This is a genomic window from Pseudomonas sp. LAM2023 (assembly GCF_016620375.1).
GTDB lineage: Bacteria > Pseudomonadota > Gammaproteobacteria > Pseudomonadales > Pseudomonadaceae > Aquipseudomonas > Aquipseudomonas anuradhapurensis.
In genome coordinates this window covers 563,794-584,098 of sequence record NZ_JAENHV010000026.1, presented here as the reverse complement: position 1 = coordinate 584,098, position 20,305 = coordinate 563,794, and the positions used below count along the sequence as shown (strand labels likewise).

Genomic DNA, 20,305 nt, shown 5'->3' with positions numbered 1-20,305 from the left:
ATGCTGCGGCGTGGCATCGGCATGACTTCCCAGCGGACCCGGGAGCGCTTGATCCAGCGCCTGTGCGAAGAGGGCGTCTCCAACAGCAAGGTGCTCGACGTGATCCGTCGCACCCCGCGCCACCTGTTCGTCGACGAGGCACTGGCGCATCGGGCCTACGAAGACACCGCTCTGCCGATCGGCCATAACCAGACCATTTCCCAGCCGTTCATGGTCGCCCACATGAGTGAGCTGCTGCTCGAGGCCGGGCCACTGGACAAGGTGCTGGAGATCGGCACTGGCTCGGGCTACCAGACGGCGATCCTGGCCCAGCTGGTCGAGCGGGTGTTCTCGGTGGAGCGCATCAAGGTCTTGCAGGACCGGGCCAAGGAGCGCCTGGTGGAACTGAACCTGCGCAACGTGGTTTTTCGCTGGGGCGACGGTTGCGAGGGCTGGCCGGCGCTGGCGCCGTACAACGGCATCATCGTCACTGCCGTGGCGCCAGAAGTCCCGCAGGCACTGCTCGACCAGCTGGCGCCGGGCGGGCGCATGGTCATCCCGGTGGGGCCGGCCGGCGAAACGCAGCAACTGATGCTGATCGTGCGCGAGGAGCATGGCTTCTCCCGCCGCGTGCTGGGGGCCGTGCGCTTCGTGCCGCTGCTCAACGGCCCGCTGGCCTGAGCGCTGCGGGCACGCGCCAGCGGTATTTTTGCGCTGCTGGCGAATTCCTGTTGCTTCGCCCTGTCTATCTGGCGGGGTGAAGCGCTGGCGCACAGTTTGCGCCGTAGCGTTGCAGCAGTCATACAACCTGCCTGCCAAGAGCGGCCGGCTTGGTTATAATTGCAACATTATTGCATTTCTTGTCTTCATATCGTTTTCGGCACCATGAGGGGAGCGCGGGTGGGTCACACAGTCATTCGGCAGCGCAAGGACGGGTCGGGTTTCACGCTTCTGGTGATTGCACTGGCCATGAGTACGCTACTGGTGGGTTGTTCGAGCACCAGCAGCAACAGCGCGCGGGTGGTCGACCGCAACAACACCGTACCCAAGCGCCCAGCGGTTACTTCCGGGCAGTACATCGTCAAGCCGGGCGATACGCTGTTCTCCATCGCCTTCCGCTATGGCTGGGACTACAAGGAGCTGGCCGCACGTAACGGCATCGCGGCGCCTTACACCATTCGCCCGGGGCAAGCGATTCGTTTCAGCAGCGGTGCGTCCGGCAGTACCACGGTGGTATCCAGCCCCTCGTCGTCAAGCAAGACCACGGTCATCCGGCGGCCTGCCGGCAGCACCGCCACGGCACCTGCCAGCCCTGGCAAACCGGCCGCGCCGGCAGCCTCCAGCAGCGCCCCGGTGGTCGCCAGCGTGCCCGCCGCGGAGCGCGCGGTGGGCGGTTGGACCTGGCCAGCCAATGGCGTGCTGATTGGAAAATTCGCTTCAAACGGTAGTTTGAATAAAGGCATTGATATCGCCGGTGATTTGGGACAGCCTGTTTTTGCTGCGTCTGATGGTGCAGTGGTCTACGCCGGGAGTGGGCTGCGGGGCTACGGCGAGCTGATCATCATCAAGCACAGCGACACCTACGTCAGTGCCTACGGTCATAACCGCAGGCTGTTGGTTCGGGAGGGGCAGCAGGTCAAGGCAGGGCAGTCGATTGCTGAAATGGGGTCCACGGGCACAGATCGGGTGAAGCTGCATTTCGAGATTCGCCGCCAGGGCAAACCCGTCGATCCGCTCCAGTTCCTGCCACGTCGTTGACTGTTGTACCTGGCCTGTTCCGCTGATGTAGAGGGGACAGGCTCCAGCGCTGCCAGGGAGAAAGGTGCCGCTCGAGTCTGAGTTCGAACTCAGCAAAGGACTATAACAATGGCTCTCAGTAAAGAAGTGCCGGAGTTTGACATCGACGATGACGTCCTCCTGATGGAGACGGGTATCGTTTTGGAAACGGATGTGGTGTCAGACGAACCTGCTGTATCTTCGGTTCGGACGAGGGCCAAATCGGGCTCTTCGCTCAAGCAACACAAGTACATCGATTACAGTCGGGCGCTCGATGCCACCCAGCTGTATCTCAACGAGATCGGATTCTCACCTCTGCTTTCGCCGGAAGAGGAAGTGCACTTTGCGCGCCTGTCGCAAAAGGGCGACCCTGCCGGCCGCAAGCGCATGATCGAAAGCAACCTGCGCCTGGTTGTCAAAATCGCCCGTCGTTACGTGAACCGTGGCCTGTCGCTGCTCGACCTGATCGAGGAGGGCAACCTTGGTCTGATTCGTGCGGTCGAGAAGTTCGACCCGGAACGCGGTTTCCGTTTCTCGACCTATGCGACCTGGTGGATTCGCCAGACCATCGAACGGGCGATCATGAACCAGACCCGCACCATTCGCCTGCCGATCCACGTGGTCAAGGAACTGAACGTTTACCTGCGCGCTGCCCGCGAACTGACGCAGAAGCTTGACCACGAGCCGTCGCCGGAAGAAATCGCCACGCTGCTGGAAAAGCCGGTCGGCGAGGTCAAGCGCATGCTGGGCCTGAACGAGCGGGTGTCTTCGGTGGATGTGTCGCTTGGCCCGGACTCGGACAAGACCCTGCTCGATACCCTGACCGACGACCGCCCGACCGACCCGTGCGAGCTGTTGCAGGATGACGACCTGTCGCAGAGCATCGACCAGTGGCTGGGCGAGCTGACTGACAAGCAGCGTGAGGTGGTAGTGCGGCGCTTTGGCCTGCGTGGGCATGAAAGCAGCACGCTCGAGGATGTCGGCCTGGAAATCGGCCTGACCCGTGAACGGGTGCGGCAGATCCAGGTAGAAGGGCTCAAGCGCCTGCGCGAGATCCTTGAGAAGAACGGGCTGTCCAGTGAGTCGCTATTCCAATAGTAGCGAATGCCTGCAGCATGAAACGCCTCGATGACCTCGGGGCGTTTTTGTTTGTTTGCGCCGTGGCGCCAGGCGTCGACAGGCCGCACGGGTTCGAGGCCCGTAACATTATGTACAGCGCTACCCTGTTAACAGTGCGTGTAAGCCTTTGCTTACTTCTTTTGTAAGCCTTCTACGTAGCTGTAGGTAAATCATTGTCGCACCCAAAAAACGTAAATTCCCAACTCATTGAAATAGCTGGTTTATTTAGGCGTTAGGAATTGTGTCACTGGCAACACTCTGTGAGATTTCGCAGTTGCCGGCCCGGCTCAAGCCGCTAGTATTCGAACTGTGCACAGGGACATGCACAGGTTTTCAGGATGAAGGCCAAGGACATCGCAAGAAGCGATTTCATCAGGATGATGTCAGGGACAAGCAGGGACTACGGAAAAAAATGTGGGCGGGTCAAACCGCCCCTTTTTTTGCCTGCGGAAAAGCAAAAAAGGCCCCGAGGGGCCTTTTTCGTGTCGGCGCTATCAGCGCTCCAGGTGTTCGATCTTGCCGGTCTTGCCGTCCCACTCTTCAGCGTCTGGCAGAGCGTCCTTGCGCTCGGTGATGTTCGGCCAGATTTCCGCCAGTTCGGCGTTCAGCTCGATGAAGTTTTCCATGCCCGCTGGCACTTCGTCTTCCGAGAAAATGGCTTGTGCCGGGCATTCCGGTTCGCACAGGGCGCAGTCGATGCACTCGTCCGGGTGAATGACCAGGAAGTTCGGGCCTTCGTAGAAGCAGTCCACCGGACAGACTTCCACGCAGTCGGTGTATTTGCATTTGATGCAGTTGTCGGTGACGACGAAGGTCATTTCTAGTTCTCTCCTCAGGCGACGGCGGCGGCCCTTCCTCTCAGGGCCGCGCGGTTTACAGGCATGTGGCTGCAGGCCAGGCTAATAACCTGCAGCACCAGCAAACCGCGGCGGATTCTACCAGCTTGTAGTGGGCGCCGTTATAACAGGTTCTTTAGTTGATATAGCGTTTCGATAGCTTGACGCGGGGTCATGTCGTCCAGTTGCAGCTTGCCCAGCTTCTCGATGGCCGGGTGTGGCAGGCTGGCGAACAGGTCGCTCTGGTGCGGTACCTGTGGCACATCCTTGGCCTTTTGGGCCGGCGGTTGTTCATGCGGCAGGCTGGTGGTTTCCAGGCGTGCCAAGTGTTCGCGGGCACGCTGGATGACCGCCGTCGGTACGCCTGCCAACTGGGCCACGGCCAGGCCGTAGCTTTGGCTGGCCGGGCCGGGCAGCACATGGTGCAGGAACACGATGCGTTCATTGTGCTCGGTGGCGTTCAGGTGCACGTTGGCCACCAGCGGCTCGCTTTCGGGCAGCACGGTGAGCTCGAAGTAGTGCGTGGCGAACAGCGTGTAGGCGCGCAGCTGGGCCAGCCGCTCGGCGGCAGCCCAGGCCAGCGACAGGCCGTCGAAGGTACTGGTGCCGCGGCCCACTTCGTCCATCAGCACCAGGCTGCGGTCGGTCGCGTTGTGCAGGATGTTGGCGGTTTCGCTCATTTCGACCATGAAGGTCGAGCGCCCACCGGCCAGGTCGTCGCTGGAACCGATACGGGTGAAGATGCGGTCGACCAGCGACAGTTCGCAACTGGCCGCCGGCACGAAGCTGCCAATATGCGCCAGCAGCACGATCAGGGCGGTCTGGCGCATGTAGGTGGACTTACCGCCCATGTTCGGGCCGGTGATGATCAGCATGCGCGTGTTGTCGTCCAGGCCCAGGTCGTTGGCCACGAACGGCGTGGTCAGTACCTGTTCCACCACCGGGTGGCGGCCTTGCTCGATGCGCAGGCACGGCTCGTCGACGAAGCGCGGGCAGTTCAGGTCGAGGTTCAGCGCACGTTCGGCCAGGTTGCTGAGCACGTCCAGTTCAGCCAGTGCGGCGGCGCTGTCCTGCAGCGGCGCCAGGTGGCTGATCAGGGTTTCCAGCAAGCCGTCGTAGAGCATCTTCTCGCGGGCCAGCGCGCGGCTTTTGGCCGACAGCGCCTTGTCCTCGAACGCCTTCAGCTCCGGGGTGATGAAGCGCTCGGCACCCTTGAGGGTCTGGCGGCGGATATAGTCGCCTGGCGCCTGCTCCGCCTGTTTGGTCGGCAGCTCGATGAAATAGCCGTGCACGCGGTTGTAGCCGACCTTGAGGTTGGCCAGGCCGGTGCGGGCCTTTTCCCGGGCTTCCAGGTCGATCAGGAACTGGCCGGCGTTCTCGCTGATCGCCAGCAACTCGTCCAGCTCGTTGTCATAGCCGGGCTTGAGCACGCCGCCATCGCGGATTACCGCCGGTGGGTTGTCGATGATCGCCCGCTCCAGCAGGCTGGCCAGCTCCGGGTAGGTACCGGTAATGGCGGCCAGGCGCGCCAGGTGCGGCGCCTCCAGCTCGGCCATGGCGTTCTGCAGCTCGGGCAGCGCACCCAGCGCATCGCGCAGGCGTGCCAGGTCGCGTGGGCGGGCGTTGCGCAGGCCGATACGGGCGAGGATCCGCTCGATATCGCCAATTTCCTTGAGTTGCGGCTGCAGCTTCTCGAAGCGGTAGCCGTCGAGCAGGCAACGGATCGAGTCCTGGCGGGCCTGCAGCACCTTGAGGTCGCGCAACGGGCGGTTCAGCCAGCGGCTCAGCAGGCGGCTGGCCATGGCGGTCTGGCAGCGGTCGATGACCGACTGCAGGGTGTTGTCACGCCCGCCAGCGAGGTTGATGTCCAGCTCCAGGTTGCGGCGGCTGGCGCCGTCGAGGATGACCGTGTCGTCCAGCCGTTCGTGGCGCAGGCTGCGCAGGTGCGGCAGGGCAGTGCGCTGGGTTTCCTTGGCGTAGATCAACAGGCAGCCGGCGGCGCCGATGGCCAGGGTCAGCTTGTCGCAGCCAAAGCCCTTGAGGTCCTTGGTCGCGAATTGTTGGCACAGGGCTTTGCGCGCCGAGTCGCGGTCGAAGTCCCACGGCGCGCGGCGACGGGCGCCTGGGCGCTTTTCGGCCGGCAGGTCGCGTGGCCAGTCGTCGGGGATCAGCAGCTCGACCGGGTTGAGGCGCTCGAGCTCGGCCAGCAGGTTTTCCCAGCCCTTGATCTCCTGCACGCTGAAGTTGCCGCTGGTGATGTCCAGCACCGCCAGGCCGAACAGGCGTTCGTCGCCTAGCAGCGCGGCAATCAGGTTGTCGCGGCGCTCGTCGAGCAGAGCCTCGTCGCTGACCGTACCGGGGGTGATGATACGCACCACCTGGCGCTCCACCGGGCCCTTGCTGGTGGCCGGGTCGCCAATCTGCTCGCAGATCACCACCGATTCGCCGAGCTTGACCAGCTTGGCCAGGTAGCCCTCCAGCGAATGGAACGGAATCCCGCACATGGGGATCGACTGGCCGGCCGACTGACCGCGCGCGGTCAGGGTGATGTCCAGCAGTTTCGCAGCCTTTTTCGCGTCTTCGTAGAAGATTTCGTAGAAGTCGCCCATGCGGTAGAACATCAGCTGGTCCGGGTGCTGGTTCTTCAGCTTCCAGTACTGCTGCATCATCGGGGTGTGTGCGGAAAGATCGGACATTCAGGGCCTTACAGCGGGTGATCTGGTTGGCGTTGGTGAAACCGGCAATGGTACAGGCTTTTTCGAGCAGATGCAGGCGCGCCGCTGCATGCATCATCGCGCCGCGGCGCGCATTGCATTTCCTGGCGCATGCCTGCATTATGCATGCTATGCAAAAACGCAACGTAGCCTCCGTACTCAGAGAACTCCTCGACCGCCACGGCCTGTCCCCGACGGAGCTGTACCGGCGCACGGGGGTTCCTCAATCCACCTTGTCGCGGATTCTCGGCGGCAAGATCGTCGACCCCTCCGACAAACATGTGTCGAAGATCGCCGAGTACTTCGGCGTGAGCACCGAGCAATTGCGTGGCCGCGCTGCGCTTGGCGAGTCTCGCGAGGCCGCGCTGCCGGCCCACGGCCATGTCGACCTCAGCGACATCAGCCTGTGGGACGATGAAACCCCCGTCGAGGATGACGAGGTGTCGGTACCTTTCCTTCGCGAGGTCGAATTGGCAGCAGGATCAGGAAGATTCGTCATTGAAGAAAGCGAGCACGCGCGCCTGCGCTTCGGCAAGCGCAGCCTGCGCCACAACGGCGTGCAGTTCGACCAGGCCAAGTGCGTGACCGTGCGCGGCAACAGCATGTTGCCGGTGCTGCGTGACGGCGCGACGGTCGGGGTGAATACCGGCAAGTGCTCGATTGGCGACATCATCGATGGCGACCTCTATGCCATCAATCACAACGGCCAGTTGCGGGTGAAGCAGGTCTATCGCCTGCCTACCGGTATCCGCCTGCGCAGTTTCAACCGCGACGAACACCCGGACGAGGACTACAGCTTCCAGCAGATGCAGGACGAGCAGATCAGCTTGCTCGGGCATGTATTCTGGTGGGGCATGTACGCTCGCTGACAACCCCGCGTTGGCAAAACCCGCTTCGGCGGGTTTTTTTTTCGCCTTTGGAAAAGTCCTACAAGCCAGGAGGTGCACGGCCTGCATGCATTTCAGCAAAACTTACGCATAGAAATTTTCAGAAATGCATTGACTGCATATGCACAAATGCATAGCCTGTGTCTCAAGCCGGATGTAAACCGGTTGTTACACAGGCAGCGATGGACAGGCCTCAACTGTCCAGAGGGTTGGCAACTGGCCCGGGTGTGCAGCGTAAAGCACCACGATCAGTTATCCGGCGGGCAGGTGGCCGCGGTCGGAGTCATCAATCAGCAGCGGAACCGCGCGGCGTCACCAGTCGTGGCCGGCGGTTCGCCAACGCATTACTGAAAAGCCTGGCGAGCCGGGCTTTTTGGAATGCCGAGGTGTTCAAGGCAAAGCATCCATAACCGACCTGTTGGCCTGCGCCAACAGGCATTACACAGGAGACAGGACAGTGACGAACGAGCAACAGGCGTTACTCGAGATGCCGCTCTGGCTGGTAATCGTCCTGGCATTGCTGGGCGGTCTGAGCGGCGAAATGTGGCGGGCCGACAAGGCCGGCGCCACGGGTTGGTCGCTGCTGCGACGGCTGCTGTTGCGCTCCGGGGCCTGCATGGCCTGCGGTGTGTCGACGGTGATGCTGTTGTATGCCGGCGGCCTGTCGATCTGGGCGGCCAGTGCATTGGGCTGCATGACAGCGGTAGGCGGCGCCGATGTTGCCATGCGCCTTTATGAACGCTGGGCGACCCGGCGTCTGGGCCTGCGCGACAGCACACAGCGCGACGAGCGTTAAGGAGGAATACGCATGAGCGAACTGGCCACTTTACATGGCGCAGTGACGGCAACCATCCGTGAGGCAATGCCGGAGTTGGCATCGGTAGATGCCTATACCGCCGTAGGAAATGTCCCCGAACGGCCTTCTCTGCGTCACGGCATCGTCCGCATGACGGCGGATGCCGCCCCGCGGGACGGCCGCTCGGTGTTGATTGCCACCTTCGAGGCGGATATCACCGCCGACAGCGCCAACCCAGAAGCGCGGCTGCAGGGCAGCCTGCTGGCCGCGCAACTGATGGACCTGCTGCGCCAGCAGCATTGGGCGCTGGATTTCGTCGAAGCCAGCCGCAACCTGCAGGCGCAGTTCCAGGGCAACGCCTGGACCGTGCGCTGGGACCAGCCGGTGCTGCTCGGCGAGCCGCGCTGGAACTGGCCGGACCAGCCGCCCGGGAGCCTGGCATTGGGCTTCGCACCCGATATCGGCCTGGGTAACGAAGCGCACTATGTGGCCCCGGAGGACCTGTCATGAGCTACGTCAGCGCCATGCATGACCGCATGCTGGCGTGCATGGTGATTCCCTGCCGGGTGGTCGCCCTGGACCTTGCCGCGGCGCGGGTGCGGGTGTCCGACGGCAGCGGCTGGACCAGCGCCTGGCTGCGCTGGCACGCCCAGGCGGCCGGCCAGGCCAGGCACTGGCGGGCACCCAGCCTGGGCGAGCAGGGCGTGCTGCTCAGCCCCAGTGGCGAGCCGGCCCAGGGCACCTTCCTGCCCGGCCTGTATGGCAATGCCGGTGGCGCAGCGGACAACCGCGGGCACACCGAGGTCTGGCGTTTCGCCGACGGCGGTTCGCTCAGCTACGACTGGCAGGCCAGCCACTACGACATCCAGCTACCGGCAGGCAGCGCGACCATCAAGGTTGGCGCCGCCACGCTGCAGGTCAGTGACGGTGCGATCAGCCTGCAAGCCGCCGCGATCAACCTTTCCGGCAACGTCACGGTCGATGGCCCGCTGCAGGTCAGCGGCGATATCAACGGCGGCGGGCGGATCATCGACACCGCCGGCAACACGGCCAACCACAAACACTGAATCAAGCCCGCCGATGCGGGCTTTTTCATACCAGGAGAATGCCATGCATACCCATGAACAGGGCGGTGCACCATGATCGGCATGGACCGCCGCACCGGCCAGCCACTGGCCGGCATCGATCATCTGCGCCAGTCCATCGAAGACATCCTCGGCACACCGCTGGGCAGCCGGCGCATGCGCCCAGAATACGGCAGCCAGCTGCGGCGTTTCGTCGACCTGCCGGTCAACGAGGGCTGGAAGAGTGCCGTGCAGGCCGAAGTGGCGCGCGCGCTGGGCCGCTGGGAGCCGCGCCTGCAGCTGCAGCGGGTCCGGGTGGTCGCGGTGCTCGACGGCCAGGTCAGCCTGGCGCTCAGCGGCCGCTACCTGGGCGACGAAGCGCTGCTGGAGGTGAACGTATGAGCCAGGTCGATCTGTCGAAACTGCCCACCCCGCAGCTGCTGGAGGACCTGGACTACGAAGCGCTCTACCAGGCCGATCTGGACACCTTCCGGGATTACCTGGGCGACGCCTGGACCGCCAACCTGGAAAGCGACCCGGTCACCAAGCTGCTCGAGGTCGGCGCCTACCGCAAGCTGCTCAACCGGGCGCGCATCAACGATGCCGCCAAGGCGTTGCTGCTGGCCTATGCCCAGGGCAGCGACCTTGACCAGCTGGCGGCCAATGTCGGCCTGCAGCGCCTGGTGATCCAGGCCGAGGACCTGGCCAGCGTCCCGCCGGTCGAGGCGCTGCTGGAGGCGGACGATGCCCTGCGTGAGCGGGTGCAACTGGTTTATGAAGGCCTGACCACGGCCGGCCCGCGCAACAGTTACATCCTGCATGCCCGCAACGCTTCGGGCCAGGTGGCTGACGCCACCGCCGAAAGCCCGTCGCCGGCCGTGGTGGATGTCACCGTGCTGAGCCTGGAAGGTAACGGCGAAGCCAGTGCCGAGCTGCTGGCGCAGGTAGCGGCTTACCTCAATGACGACGATGTCCGGCCGGTGGCCGACCGGGTCAACGTACGTAGCGCCGAGGTGCTGCCATACCGCATCGATGCCGTGCTGTATCTGGCCGACAACGGCCCCGAGTACGAAGCGATTCTCGCCGAGTGCCAACGCCGCCTGCAGGCCTGGATCAACCCGCGCCGACGCCTGGGGGTAGAAGTGGCACGCTCTGGCATCGATGCGCAACTGCACATCGATGGGGTCAGCCGGGTCGAGTTGAATGGCTGGGCCGACATCCGCCCGAGCAAGGCGCAGGCGGCCTGGTGCAGCGGCTTCACCCTGAAGCGGGGGAACTGACATGCACAGCCTGTTGCCGCTCAACCGCACTGCGCTGGAGCGGGCCATCGAAGTGGCTGCCGACGAGGACCTCAAGGTCAGCCTGCGCCAACTCTACAACCCCGCTACCTGCCCGGCGCACCTTCTGTACCAACTGGCCTGGGCCTGGTCGGTGGACCGTTGGGAGGACAGCTGGAGCGATGAAATCAAACGCTCGGTGATCCGCTCGGCGTTCTTCGTCCATGCCCACAAAGGCACCTTGGGTGCACTGCGGCGGGTAGTGGAGCCGTTCGGCTACCTGATCGAGGTAGAGGAATGGTGGCAAACCACACCGCCGGCCCCGGCGGGCACCTTTGCGCTGAAGATCGGCGTTTCCGATGCCGGCATCAGCGAAGGCACCTACCAGGAGCTGTCTGCGCTGATCGACGACGCCCGCCCGGTCAGCCGCCACCTGACCGGCCTGGTGATCAGCCTCGAAAGCCGTGGCGCCCTTCATTTCGGCTGCGCGATCCAGGACGGCGACGAACTGGACATCTACCCGCTGGCGCCCCGTGACATCGAAGTCAGCGGCGTGGTGGGGCGTGGCGGCCGTGAACACACAATCGATACCTTGGACATTGCACATGGTTGACCAGACTTCTCAGTTCTACGCCATCCTCACCAACGTGGGCGCGGCGAAACAGGCCAATGCCGATGCCTTGGGCATTGCCTGGAAAATCACCCAGATGGGTGTCGGCGATGCCAACGGCAGCGACCCTACCCCGAATGCCACCCAGACCAGCCTGATCAACGAATGGCGCCGCGCGCCGTTGAACCAGCTGAAGGTGGATGACAAGAACAGCGCGATCATCATTGCCGAACAGGTCATCCCGGCTGACGTCGGCGGCAAGTGGATTCGCGAGATCGCGCTTTACGATGCCGATGGCGACATGGTTGCCGTGGCCAACTGCGCGCCCACCTACAAGCCGCTGTTGAGCCAGGGCTCGGGACGGACCCAGGTAGTGCGGATGAACCTGGTGGTCAGCAGCGCCAGCAATGTGCAGCTGAAGATCGATCCGGCGGTGGTGCTGGCGACTCGGGAGTGGGTTACCGAGGAACTGGCCAGGCAGGATTTCAAGCATTCGGTGGTGGCGGCGACTACGGCGAACATTGCCTTGACCGGGTTGCAGACGGTTGATGGCGTGGCGCTGACTGCCGGGGCGCGGGTGTTGGTGAAGAACCAGACCGCAGCCAAGGATAATGGCCTGTATCTGGTGGCCGGCGGCGCTTGGACCCGCTGTTCCGATGCGGACAGTAGCGCCAAGGTAACCCCTGGCATGCTGGTGCTGGTCGAACGCGGCACGGTCAACGCGGAAAGCGTCTGGCAGCTGGTGACCGATGCGCCGATTACCCTGGGGGTTACTGCCCTGGCGTATGAAATGGTGTTTGGACGCACCGGTGTGGCTAGCGGCACTTACCGCAGCGTCACGGTGGATACTTACGGCCGCGTCATCGCTGCGACCAACCCGACTACGGTGGCGGGGTATGGCTTGACCGATGTCTACACAAAGACGCAGGTCGACCAGGCACTTGCGCTTAAAGCGCCCTTGGCCAGCCCCGCGCTGACGGGCGTGCCGACGGCGCCCACAGCGGTGGCAGGGACCAATACGGCTCAGCTAGCGAACACCGCGTTTGTGCAGGCTGCAATTGCAGCGTTGGTGGCATCGTCGCCGGGCGCTCTGGACACTCTCAACGAGTTGGCGGCGGCGTTGGGCAACGATCCGAACTTCGCCACGACAGTGACCAACGCCCTGGCGCTCAAGGCGCCTTTGGCCAGTCCGGTGTTTACCGGCGCCCCAAGAGGTCCGACACCAGCCCAGTTCTATGCTGACACATCCTTGGCCACGACCGAGTTTGTGCAGCGCGCCCTCGGGAACTACCGTTTCTCTGTATTCAACATCAGCGCTAACCGCGTGCTGACGGCTGACGATCTCGGGAGCACCCTGGCGACGAACACTGCGTCAAATATTACCTTGACGCTGCCTAACGTGGCCGATATTGCTGGTGGCGGGGCTTTTCACATTTACAATCAAGGGGCCGGTACGACGACCATTGCGCCAGCAACTGGGGGCGGCTCGATTCGTGCGGGTAACGGCAACCTAGCCACGCTGGAGGTGCTGCCCGGCGATACCGTGACGCTTGTGCGCATCCCTGGTGATGGTGTGTGGTACGCGCTGCACGGTAGTGCGGCGATTCGTTATTCTGGCGCGCTAAAGGCCGCAGTTTGGACAACTCAATTACAGTTTGATAGCTCTAAGGCGCTGGCTACCACTGAGTTCGTACAACGAGCATTGGGTAACCTGAGGGGCGTCATAAATATCACAGACAGTCTCTCCCTGACGGCTGCTCATATGGGGGCACAGCTTGTGGGAGCCGCCGAACTGGCGGGTAAAACTATCACGCTTCCACCGATTGCGAGCGTTGGCGTTGGTGCCTTGATTCACTTCTCTTCTGGCGCCAATCCTTCGCCCTTAACTATCAAAGCGTACGGAGCTGAACTGATCGCCCCGGGAGCAGGTGCAGGTTATACCGTCAATTCCTTTGAAATGGCATCGCTGGATTCGGTAGTGCTGGTTAACGTAGGGACTGGGTGGCGTATGGTCGGCGGCTCTCAGATGAACAAGCACAGCGGGCAGTTCCTGGCAAACCTGGGGGTAAACGGCTACCAGAAGTTGCCGAGCGGCTTAATCAGGCAGTGGGGCTGCATTCTAGCGCCCACCGGTGGCTCAAGTGCAGCTATCGATATTGTTTTCCCGGTCCAGTTTCCCAACGCATGCCTTAATGTCGTGGGGTCAATCGGAATATGGACCTCGGATTATGACGCTGTGGCGATTCATCGATCCTGTCGACAGGCGCTTAGCATAGGCATGCCATTGAAGAACGGGGTTGACGCACAGGTGTTTATTGATAACAACGTACAGAGCATGCGGGTTGTGTACTGGGAAGCCACGGGCAATTAGGGAGCGTGATGACTCTTATGCAAGTTGCAGTCAGTGGAATTCTTAATTAAAGGGTATTGATTGCTTATGGCCATTTTCACTAGTAAATCGAGCAAGACTTTCTTTGATAGTGCGATTCATGACGCTATTCCCGAAGACGCGCTTGAGATAACCCGGGAGCAACACGCTGAGTTATTCGCCGGCAAAAGCGCCGGCAAGGTTATCTGTTGGGGGGCCGACGGCATGCCATATCTGGCGTATCCGCCCAAGCCAACCAAGGCTGAGCTGGAGGAACAGGCGCGCGTATGGCGTGACGGACAATTGCTGGTTACTGACCCGCTTGTTGCTCGCCATCGTGATGAGCAAGAGGCTGACGGCGAAACCACGCTGACCAGTGAGCAATATTCTCAACTCCAGCAGTATCGCAAGTGGCTTCGCGAGTGGCCCCAGGTTGAGTCGTTCCCCAGTGACGGTCAGCGCCCTGTGGCGCCGTCCTGGCTCGCTGAATTAGTCGAATAACGCCCCGCACCGACGGGGCGTTTTCTTTTCCGCTGTCCCACTTGGCCCTGCTTTGCGGGGCCTTTTCATATCTGGAGTAAACATGGCTGGATTCTTCCACGGCGTCACCGTAACAAACATCGACACCGGTGCCCGCAGCATCGCGCTGCCTTCTTCCTCGATCATCGGCCTGGTCGACACCTTCACCGAGGGCGCCGGCGCCACGGCCAAGGCCAACGACCTGGTGCTGATCACCAGCGAGCGTGAAGCGGTCGCCGCCTTCGGCGAAAACGCCGCCATCACCAAGGCCTGCCGCGCCATCTACACCCGCGCCAAGGCGGTCATCGTCGCCTGCGGCGTGGCCAAGCTGGACGATGCAGCGGAGCAGACCGCCGCGATCATCGGCGCGGTGCAGGCCGACGGCAAACGCACCGGCCTGCAGGCGCTGCTGGACGGCAAGAGCCGTTTCAACGCCCAGCCACGCCTGCTGGCAGCGCCGCGCCACAGCGCCACCCAGGCGGTGGGCACGGCACTGGTGGCCCTGGCCGACAAGCTGCGCGGCATCGCCATCATCGACGGCCCCAACAGCACCGACCAGGCGGCCATCGACTACGCGAAGAACTTCGGCGCCAAACGCGCCTTCCTGGTCGACCCGGGCGTGCAGTACTGGGATAACGGCGAGCAAGCCACCGTCGATGCGCCCGGTTCGGCCTGGGTCGCCGGCCTGTTCGCCTGGACCGACCGCGAATACGGGTTCTGGGCCTCGCCCTCGAACAAGGAGTTCGTCGGCATCACCGGTACCACCCGCCCGGTGGAGTTCCTCGATGGTGATGACAGCTGCCGCGCCAACCTGCTGAACAACGCCAACATCGCCACCATCATCCGCGACGACGGCTTCCGCCTGTGGGGCAACCGTACCCTGTCGAGCGACCCGAAATGGGCGTTCGTCACCCGCGTACGGACCATGGACATCGTCATGGACGCGATCCTCTACGGCCACAAGTGGGCTGTCGACCGCGCCATCACCGCCACCTACGTCAAGGACGTCACCGAGGGCCTGCAGGCCTTCATGCGCGACCTGAAGAACCAGGGCGCGATCATCAACTTCGAGGTCTTCGCCGACCCGGAGCTGAACACCGCCAGCCAGCTCGAGCAGGGCAAGGTGTACTGGAACATCCGCTTCACCGATGTGCCACCTGCCGAAAACCCCAATTTCCGCGTCGAAGTCACCAACCAGTGGCTGACCGAAGTCCTCGATTCCGCCGCTTAAGGAGCGCATCCACATGGCAATGATTCCCGAAACCCTGGCCAACCTGAACCTGTTCGTCGATGGCGTCAGCTTCCAGGGCGATGTACCCAGCCTGACCCTGCCCAAACTCACCCTGAAGATGGAAGAGCACCGCCCTGGCGGCATGGACATGCCGGTCGAGATGGACCTGGGCATGGAGAAGCAGGAGGCGGCCTTCACCACCACCGGCGTGCGCCGCGAAGCGCTGAAGTTCTTCGGCCTGGCCGGCGGCAGCGGCTTCAACGGCACGTTCCGCGGCGCCTTCAAGGGCCTCAAGGGCAAGATCAACCCGGTAGTGGTCACCCTGCGTGGCACGCTCAAGGAAATCGACATGGGCGACTGGAAGTCCGGTGACAAGGCCGAGATCAAGCACAGCGTCGGCCTGACCTACTACAAACTCGAAGTCGATGGCCGCCTGGTCTACGAGATCGACGCGCTGGGCATGAAGCGTGTGATCGATGGCGTTGACCAACTGGCCGCCCAGCGCGCCGCGCTTGGCTTGTAAGGAGATGACCATGGCTCACGTGAACAAGCAGCCCCAATGGCTGACCCTGAGCGCCGACCGCGTCACCGTGCGCCTGTCACGCCCCAGCGAAGCCAATGGCGTCCAGGTCGACAGCCTGTCGCTGCGGGCGCCGACCGTGCGCGATATCCGCAATGCCCAGGCCGGCGGCGTGGACGATGACGAGCAGCGTGAACTGAACCTGTTCGCGTCGCTGGCCGAGGTCGGCATCAAGGACCTCGAAGGCCTCACCCTGAAGGACTATAGCCGCCTGCAGAGCGGTTATTTTCGCCTGGTGCAGGACGACGAACTTTGACCCGGCCCGGCAAAAGGCCGCCGCCCGACGGCTGGCCAAGGAGCTGAATTTTTCCGCGAGCGAAATCATGACCATGTCGTACAGCGACATGGTCTGGTGGCTCGCCCCGTGACAAGGAGGAACCTATGGCGAACACACAGCTGTTCTCGCTCGGGCTCGGCGTCACCGCCATCAACCCCTTGGGCCAGGCCATCGAGCTGCTGCGCCGGGATGTCGAACGCCTGCGCAGGCAGGCTGACGGCACCCGGCTTGGCCGGCTCGTCGGCGAAGTGATCCGGCTGGGGTTGGAGCTCGGCAAGCTACGCCAGGTTGAGCGCCAGTTGGCGTTGGACCAGGCACAGCAGGACGAACAGCCGATCACCGGGCTGGGAGATGAAGCCGATGCCGTTGAGCGTTTGCGCCGGCATTACCTGATGCTGGACCGGGTGATTGCCGGGCTGGCGCAGCTCAAGCCGCTGCCGGGGCAGATGACGGTCAATGTCTTTCAACAATGGCACTCGGTGGTGCAGGGGCAAGGCGCAGCCGCACCAGGCAAGGTGCAAGCGCCTGCGCAAGGTCCCGCGAAGGCTTCCAGGCAGGCTCCCGGCGTGCATGCCGATGACGGCACGAGCAACCTCGCCGCGGGCCTGGCGTTGGTCGCTGGCGGTAGCGGGGCTGCTATCGCTGGCGTCGTGCGCAAACTGCCCCCGGAAAGACAGCGCGCGATACGCCAGCGTGTTGCCAAGGAGTGGCAGGACAACCGTGTCGAAACCCTCGGCAAGGTCGCCAAGGCGGTCATCACCGCCGAGGATGGCGAAGAAAGGGCACGTGGCGTCGGCGCTGCCGTCGGTGAAATCGGCGGTCGCATGCTGGGCGCCATGGCACCGCTGCTGTTCAAAGGTAAAGGCAAAGCGCTGGGCAAAGCCTCGAGCAGCAGCATGAGCAGGGGGAGTCGCCAGCGCAGGCGTCAGAGCAAGCGCAAAGCTGAACTCAAGGCGCAAAAAGACCCGGCCCACAAGCAGGCGGCTGGAAACGCAGCTGAGAAAACGCAGGAGGAGGCCGCGCAGGAGCAATGGGCCAAATTCGGCGGCCAGGTGGGCGAGGCTGCGGGAGGGGAGGCCGGCGGTGCGCTGTTCAACTGGATCACGCAGGAGGAAAAGCCAGCGCCGCAAAGCAGCGAGGCGCCTGTGCTGGAGGAGGCGCAAGCCATTGCCCAGGGCGTCTCTTCCCTACCTTCGCTCGGCACAGGCAAACAGCTGCCATTGGCAGGAACACTGTTTAAGCGCGTGCCACTGACGGCAGTGCTGGATACCTCGCTGCAGGTGGCCGACATCTACCAGAGTGACGGCACTGCCGCGGAAAAGCTGCAAGGCTATGGCGAGGTTTTCGGCGGCTTGGGTGGCAACCTGGCCGGCACCTCGGCCGGGTGGCTCGGTGGCGCGGCAGCAGGTGCCATGCTTGGCTCGGTGGTACCGGGTGTAGGAACCGTGATCGGCGGCGCGGTCGGCGGCCTGCTGGGCAGCCTGGGTGGCGGTTATCTGGGCGGCATCGGCGGTGAATGGGTCGGGGGCGCGTTGGGCAAGGCCGTGGCAGCCGTCGTCGGCTCCGATGCGCCAGCGGCGAGCCAGGATATTGCCGCTTCCCCGGAACAACCAAGCCGCTTGCAGAAAGGCGTCAGCACACCTGCACCGTTGCCTGCCACTGCGACAGCGCAGTTGGTTGGCAGCCTGGCCGGTTCATCGGCCGGTGGGCTCGGTGGTGCGGCAGCCGGCGCGATGATCGGCTCGGTGGTACCGGGTATCGGAACCGTGATCGGCGCCGCGATCGGTGGCCTGCTAGGCAGCCTGGGTGGCAGTTACCTGGGTGGCATGGGCGCCAAGCTCATTGGCGACGCGTCGGGCAAGGCCGGGCAAGCTGTCGCCGGCTCGGCTATGCCGCAGGCGAACCAGGAGGTTGCCGGTTTCCTCGAGCAGGCGACCCGATTGCCGAAAAACGTCGGCCCGCCCACGCCGTCGCCTGCTGTTTCGATACCGCCGTCCCCGGCTATGGCTCCACCCGCCATCAACCAGCAATTCACCTTCACCGCCAATATGCCGGTGACCTTGCACAACAGCTTCGATGACCCGACCACCCTGCAACAACTGGAAACCATCGCTCGCCGCGTGCTCGACGACCTGATGCGTCAGGCGCGCGCGGTGCAGATGGTCGATCAACCACAGCCATGAGGAGCACCCATGACCTACCTGGAACAGTTGCAAGGCGGCTTGCATGCACTAGTCAAGGCGGGCGAGGCGGGGCGTCGGCGTGCCGACGCCATGCTCGACCCGATGAACCAGGCGGTCGGCCATGCCAGGGAGGCAGCCGCCGAGCTCGAAGCCCTGCCATGGATCGGCCCGCAAATCGGCAAACGCCTGCAGCGCACCCTGCGCGCCATCGACTCGGCCAGGCAGCGCGTCGACAAGGTGATTGCCAAGTACGACCAGGCCCTCGATGTGGTGCGCAAGGTGCGCGCCCGCGTCGAGGCCTTCACCGAGCACCTGGGCAAGGCCGGCGCGGCTGTGCGGCGGGTGATCGGGGATGTGCGCTCGGTCGCCAACGGCGTGTTGTCGACCTTCGGCTTCGCCCCGGATGCAACGCCGACGGCGCAAGCGATCAAGCCGTTCCCGCACCTGCTGGTACTGCAGCCGCTGCAGGCCAACAGCGCGCCGTATTACTTCAACCTCGACACCGCCGCCTTCGACCAACTGCGCCGGCAAACGCGCTTTCGCTGGGCCGGGCAGGAGCGCCTGGGCCGCGAGCATGCCCAGCAGGCGGTGAGCCAGGGTGAAGAGAGCATCACCATCCGTGGCGCGATCTACCCGGGCTTCAAGGGCGGGCTGGGCCAGCTGCAGGCCCTGCGTGGCATCGGCCGCCAGCTGCTGCCGCTGTCGTTGACCACCGGCTATGGCGAAGTGCTCGGCACCTGGTGCCTGACCCGCATCGAGGAAGAGCAGGGCACCTTGCTTGCTGGCGGCATTCCACGCAAACAAGGTTTCTCACTGGAGTTCGTCAGTTATGGACAAGACCTGCAAAACGTCTGAGGGCGACCTGCTCGACACCCTCTGCCAGCAGTATTACGGGCATCTCGATGGCAGCGTCGAAGCGGTGTTGCAAGCCAACCAGGGCTTGGCCGATGAGGCGCAGCCATTTCGCAGCGGCGTGACGTTCCGCTTGCCGGCACTGGCGCTGGCAGCGGCTGACGTCGTGCAGCTGTGGAGCTGATGCCATGCAGCCACAATTTCGCATCCAGGCCGATGGCAAGGACATTACCGCACTGATCAACGATCGCCTGTTGCTGCTGCGCACCACCGACAAACCGGGCATGGAAGCGGATGACTTCGAGCTGCGCATCGATGCCCGGGACGGGACCGTGGCCGTGCCGGCTCGCGGTGCACTGATCGAGCTGCAACTGGGTTACGCCGGCCAACCGCTGACCCGGCTGGGGCGCTACACCGTCGATGAAGTCGAGGTGTCCGGCCCGCCCGGTACCTTGGTGATTCGCGGCAAGGCCAGCGACCTGCGCGGCAGTGGCCGGAGCGTCCGCAGCGGCAGCTGGGAGGCCGTGCCGTTGCAGCGCATCGTCGCCGAAATCGGCGCGCGCAATGGCTGGCAGGCAATCTGCCCGGTGCTCACACAGGTACCTCGGGTCGACCAGGTCAACGAATCGGACTTCAACTTCATCACCCGCCTGGCTCGCCAATACGACAGCACTGCAAAACTTGCCAATGGCCAACTGCTGGTATTGCCGCGCCAGGGCGGGCAGAGCGCCAGCGGCACGCCCCTGGGCGTGGTCGGCATTACCCGTGGCGAGGTCAGCCAGTGGCACTTTCGCCTTGACGACAAGGCCGCGCGCAAGGCCGTGCGCACCCGCCATTTCGACGCAGCCAGTGGCGAGGCCAGGACCATCGAGCTGGGCAACGATGACGCCGCCGGGGGGCAGCGGCCGGTGCATACCGACCGCCATCTCTACCCCAACCGCGCTGCCGCCGAGGAGGCAGCCAGGGCCCGCCTGGCCAGCTTCAACCGCGCTACCGCCCAGGTGCGCCTGGACATGCCGGGGCGTACCGACCTGTTCGCCGAACGCAGCATCGACCTGCATGGTTTTGTCGATGGCCTCGACGGGCAATACCAGATCGACTCGGTGGAGCAGGTGTTCACCAGCTCGGGCTGGCGCACCACCGTGCAGGGCAATGCTGGCAAGGCGGGCAAAGTACAGGCCAAGGGCGCGGCACCGCGTCGTCAGGCCGCGATCAAGGCTTGAGCAGCGATACAGGG

At 63.7% G+C, this 20,305-nt stretch carries 21 protein-coding genes and 1 pseudogene; 20 read left to right on the top strand and 2 right to left on the bottom strand.

Annotated features, from left to right (window positions below):
- Positions 1-21: 21 nt before the first annotated feature.
- From JKP78_RS17685 to rpoS, 3 genes are all read left to right on the top strand, one after another.
- A complete protein-coding gene (locus tag JKP78_RS17685) occupies positions 22-660 on the top strand; it encodes a protein-L-isoaspartate(D-aspartate) O-methyltransferase (RefSeq protein ID WP_170034070.1) in 639 nt (212 codons plus the stop codon).
- A gap of 219 nt (positions 661-879) precedes the next feature.
- Complete coding sequence (locus JKP78_RS17680; RefSeq protein ID WP_170034072.1) at positions 880-1,737, top strand: peptidoglycan DD-metalloendopeptidase family protein; 858 nt, start codon at positions 880-882, stop codon at positions 1,735-1,737.
- Between the two features lie 108 nt (positions 1,738-1,845).
- A complete protein-coding gene (gene rpoS / locus JKP78_RS17675) occupies positions 1,846-2,853 on the top strand; it encodes an RNA polymerase sigma factor RpoS (protein ID WP_170028669.1) in 1,008 nt (335 codons plus the stop codon).
- 515 nt (positions 2,854-3,368) lie between these two features.
- On the opposite strand, the gene fdxA is transcribed toward rpoS, so the two are convergent.
- Both fdxA and mutS read right to left on the bottom strand, forming a co-directional pair.
- Positions 3,369-3,692, bottom strand: coding sequence for a ferredoxin FdxA (fdxA, locus tag JKP78_RS17670; protein ID WP_085626452.1), 324 nt, complete (start codon positions 3,690-3,692; stop codon positions 3,369-3,371).
- 140 nt (positions 3,693-3,832) lie between these two features.
- Positions 3,833-6,406: a DNA mismatch repair protein MutS gene (mutS, locus tag JKP78_RS17665; protein WP_200627084.1), complete on the bottom strand. Its 2,574-nt coding sequence runs from the start codon at positions 6,404-6,406 to the stop codon at positions 3,833-3,835.
- Positions 6,407-6,546: 140 nt separating this feature from the next.
- Between mutS and JKP78_RS17660 the strand changes: the two genes are divergently transcribed.
- The 17 genes and pseudogenes from JKP78_RS17660 (at position 6,547) to JKP78_RS17585 (ending at position 20,291) form a co-directional block, all read left to right on the top strand.
- Positions 6,547-7,293: a LexA family transcriptional regulator gene (locus JKP78_RS17660; protein WP_170028672.1), complete on the top strand. Its 747-nt coding sequence runs from the start codon at positions 6,547-6,549 to the stop codon at positions 7,291-7,293.
- A 475-nt stretch (positions 7,294-7,768) separates the two neighbouring features.
- On the top strand, positions 7,769-8,107 hold the full coding sequence (locus tag JKP78_RS17655) for a phage holin family protein (RefSeq protein ID WP_170028673.1): 339 nt from the start codon (positions 7,769-7,771) through the stop codon (positions 8,105-8,107).
- Positions 8,108-8,119: 12 nt separating this feature from the next.
- Positions 8,120-8,617: a hypothetical protein gene (locus JKP78_RS17650; RefSeq protein WP_186679167.1), complete on the top strand. Its 498-nt coding sequence runs from the start codon at positions 8,120-8,122 to the stop codon at positions 8,615-8,617.
- A complete protein-coding gene (locus JKP78_RS17645; protein WP_170028675.1) occupies positions 8,614-9,174 on the top strand; it encodes a phage baseplate assembly protein V in 561 nt (186 codons plus the stop codon). The genes JKP78_RS17650 and JKP78_RS17645 overlap by 4 nt, the downstream gene beginning before the upstream one ends.
- Positions 9,175-9,246: 72 nt before the next feature.
- Positions 9,247-9,573 carry a GPW/gp25 family protein gene (locus tag JKP78_RS17640; protein ID WP_170028676.1) on the top strand — a complete coding sequence of 109 codons (327 nt, stop codon included), beginning with the start codon at positions 9,247-9,249 and terminating at the stop codon, positions 9,571-9,573.
- On the top strand, positions 9,570-10,451 hold the full coding sequence (locus JKP78_RS17635; RefSeq protein ID WP_200627083.1) for a baseplate assembly protein: 882 nt from the start codon (positions 9,570-9,572) through the stop codon (positions 10,449-10,451). The genes JKP78_RS17640 and JKP78_RS17635 overlap by 4 nt, the downstream gene beginning before the upstream one ends.
- 1 nt (position 10,452) lies before the next feature.
- Positions 10,453-11,061, top strand: coding sequence for a phage tail protein I (locus JKP78_RS17630; protein ID WP_186689807.1), 609 nt, complete (start codon positions 10,453-10,455; stop codon positions 11,059-11,061).
- Positions 11,054-12,247, top strand: a pseudogene (locus JKP78_RS25150) (phage tail protein); the annotation flags it as partial. The gene JKP78_RS17630 and the pseudogene JKP78_RS25150, both read left to right, overlap by 8 nt.
- A gap of 573 nt (positions 12,248-12,820) precedes the next feature.
- Positions 12,821-13,429: a gp53-like domain-containing protein gene (locus tag JKP78_RS25495; RefSeq protein ID WP_442794008.1), complete on the top strand. Its 609-nt coding sequence runs from the start codon at positions 12,821-12,823 to the stop codon at positions 13,427-13,429.
- A 66-nt stretch (positions 13,430-13,495) separates the two neighbouring features.
- A complete protein-coding gene (locus JKP78_RS17620; RefSeq protein ID WP_200627082.1) occupies positions 13,496-13,927 on the top strand; it encodes a phage tail assembly chaperone in 432 nt (143 codons plus the stop codon).
- 82 nt (positions 13,928-14,009) lie between these two features.
- Positions 14,010-15,176 carry a phage tail sheath subtilisin-like domain-containing protein gene (locus tag JKP78_RS17615; protein ID WP_200627081.1) on the top strand — a complete coding sequence of 389 codons (1,167 nt, stop codon included), beginning with the start codon at positions 14,010-14,012 and terminating at the stop codon, positions 15,174-15,176.
- A 13-nt stretch (positions 15,177-15,189) separates the two neighbouring features.
- Positions 15,190-15,699 (top strand): phage major tail tube protein, encoded by a 510-nt coding sequence (locus tag JKP78_RS17610; protein ID WP_200627080.1) that lies wholly within the window; start codon positions 15,190-15,192, stop codon positions 15,697-15,699.
- Between the two features lie 10 nt (positions 15,700-15,709).
- Positions 15,710-16,012, top strand: a complete 303-nt coding sequence (locus tag JKP78_RS17605) for a phage tail assembly protein (RefSeq protein WP_170028683.1) — start codon at positions 15,710-15,712, stop codon at positions 16,010-16,012.
- A 125-nt stretch (positions 16,013-16,137) separates the two neighbouring features.
- Positions 16,138-18,216, top strand: a complete 2,079-nt coding sequence (locus tag JKP78_RS17600; RefSeq protein ID WP_200627079.1) for a hypothetical protein — start codon at positions 16,138-16,140, stop codon at positions 18,214-18,216.
- A gap of 9 nt (positions 18,217-18,225) precedes the next feature.
- Positions 18,226-19,071 (top strand): phage tail protein, encoded by an 846-nt coding sequence (locus tag JKP78_RS17595; protein WP_200627078.1) that lies wholly within the window; start codon positions 18,226-18,228, stop codon positions 19,069-19,071.
- Complete coding sequence (locus JKP78_RS17590) at positions 19,046-19,252, top strand: tail protein X (protein ID WP_170028686.1); 207 nt, start codon at positions 19,046-19,048, stop codon at positions 19,250-19,252. Before JKP78_RS17595 ends, JKP78_RS17590 begins: the two co-directional genes overlap by 26 nt.
- 4 nt (positions 19,253-19,256) lie before the next feature.
- A complete protein-coding gene (locus tag JKP78_RS17585) occupies positions 19,257-20,291 on the top strand; it encodes a phage late control D family protein (protein WP_200627077.1) in 1,035 nt (344 codons plus the stop codon).
- The last annotated feature ends 14 nt before the right edge of the window (positions 20,292-20,305 follow it).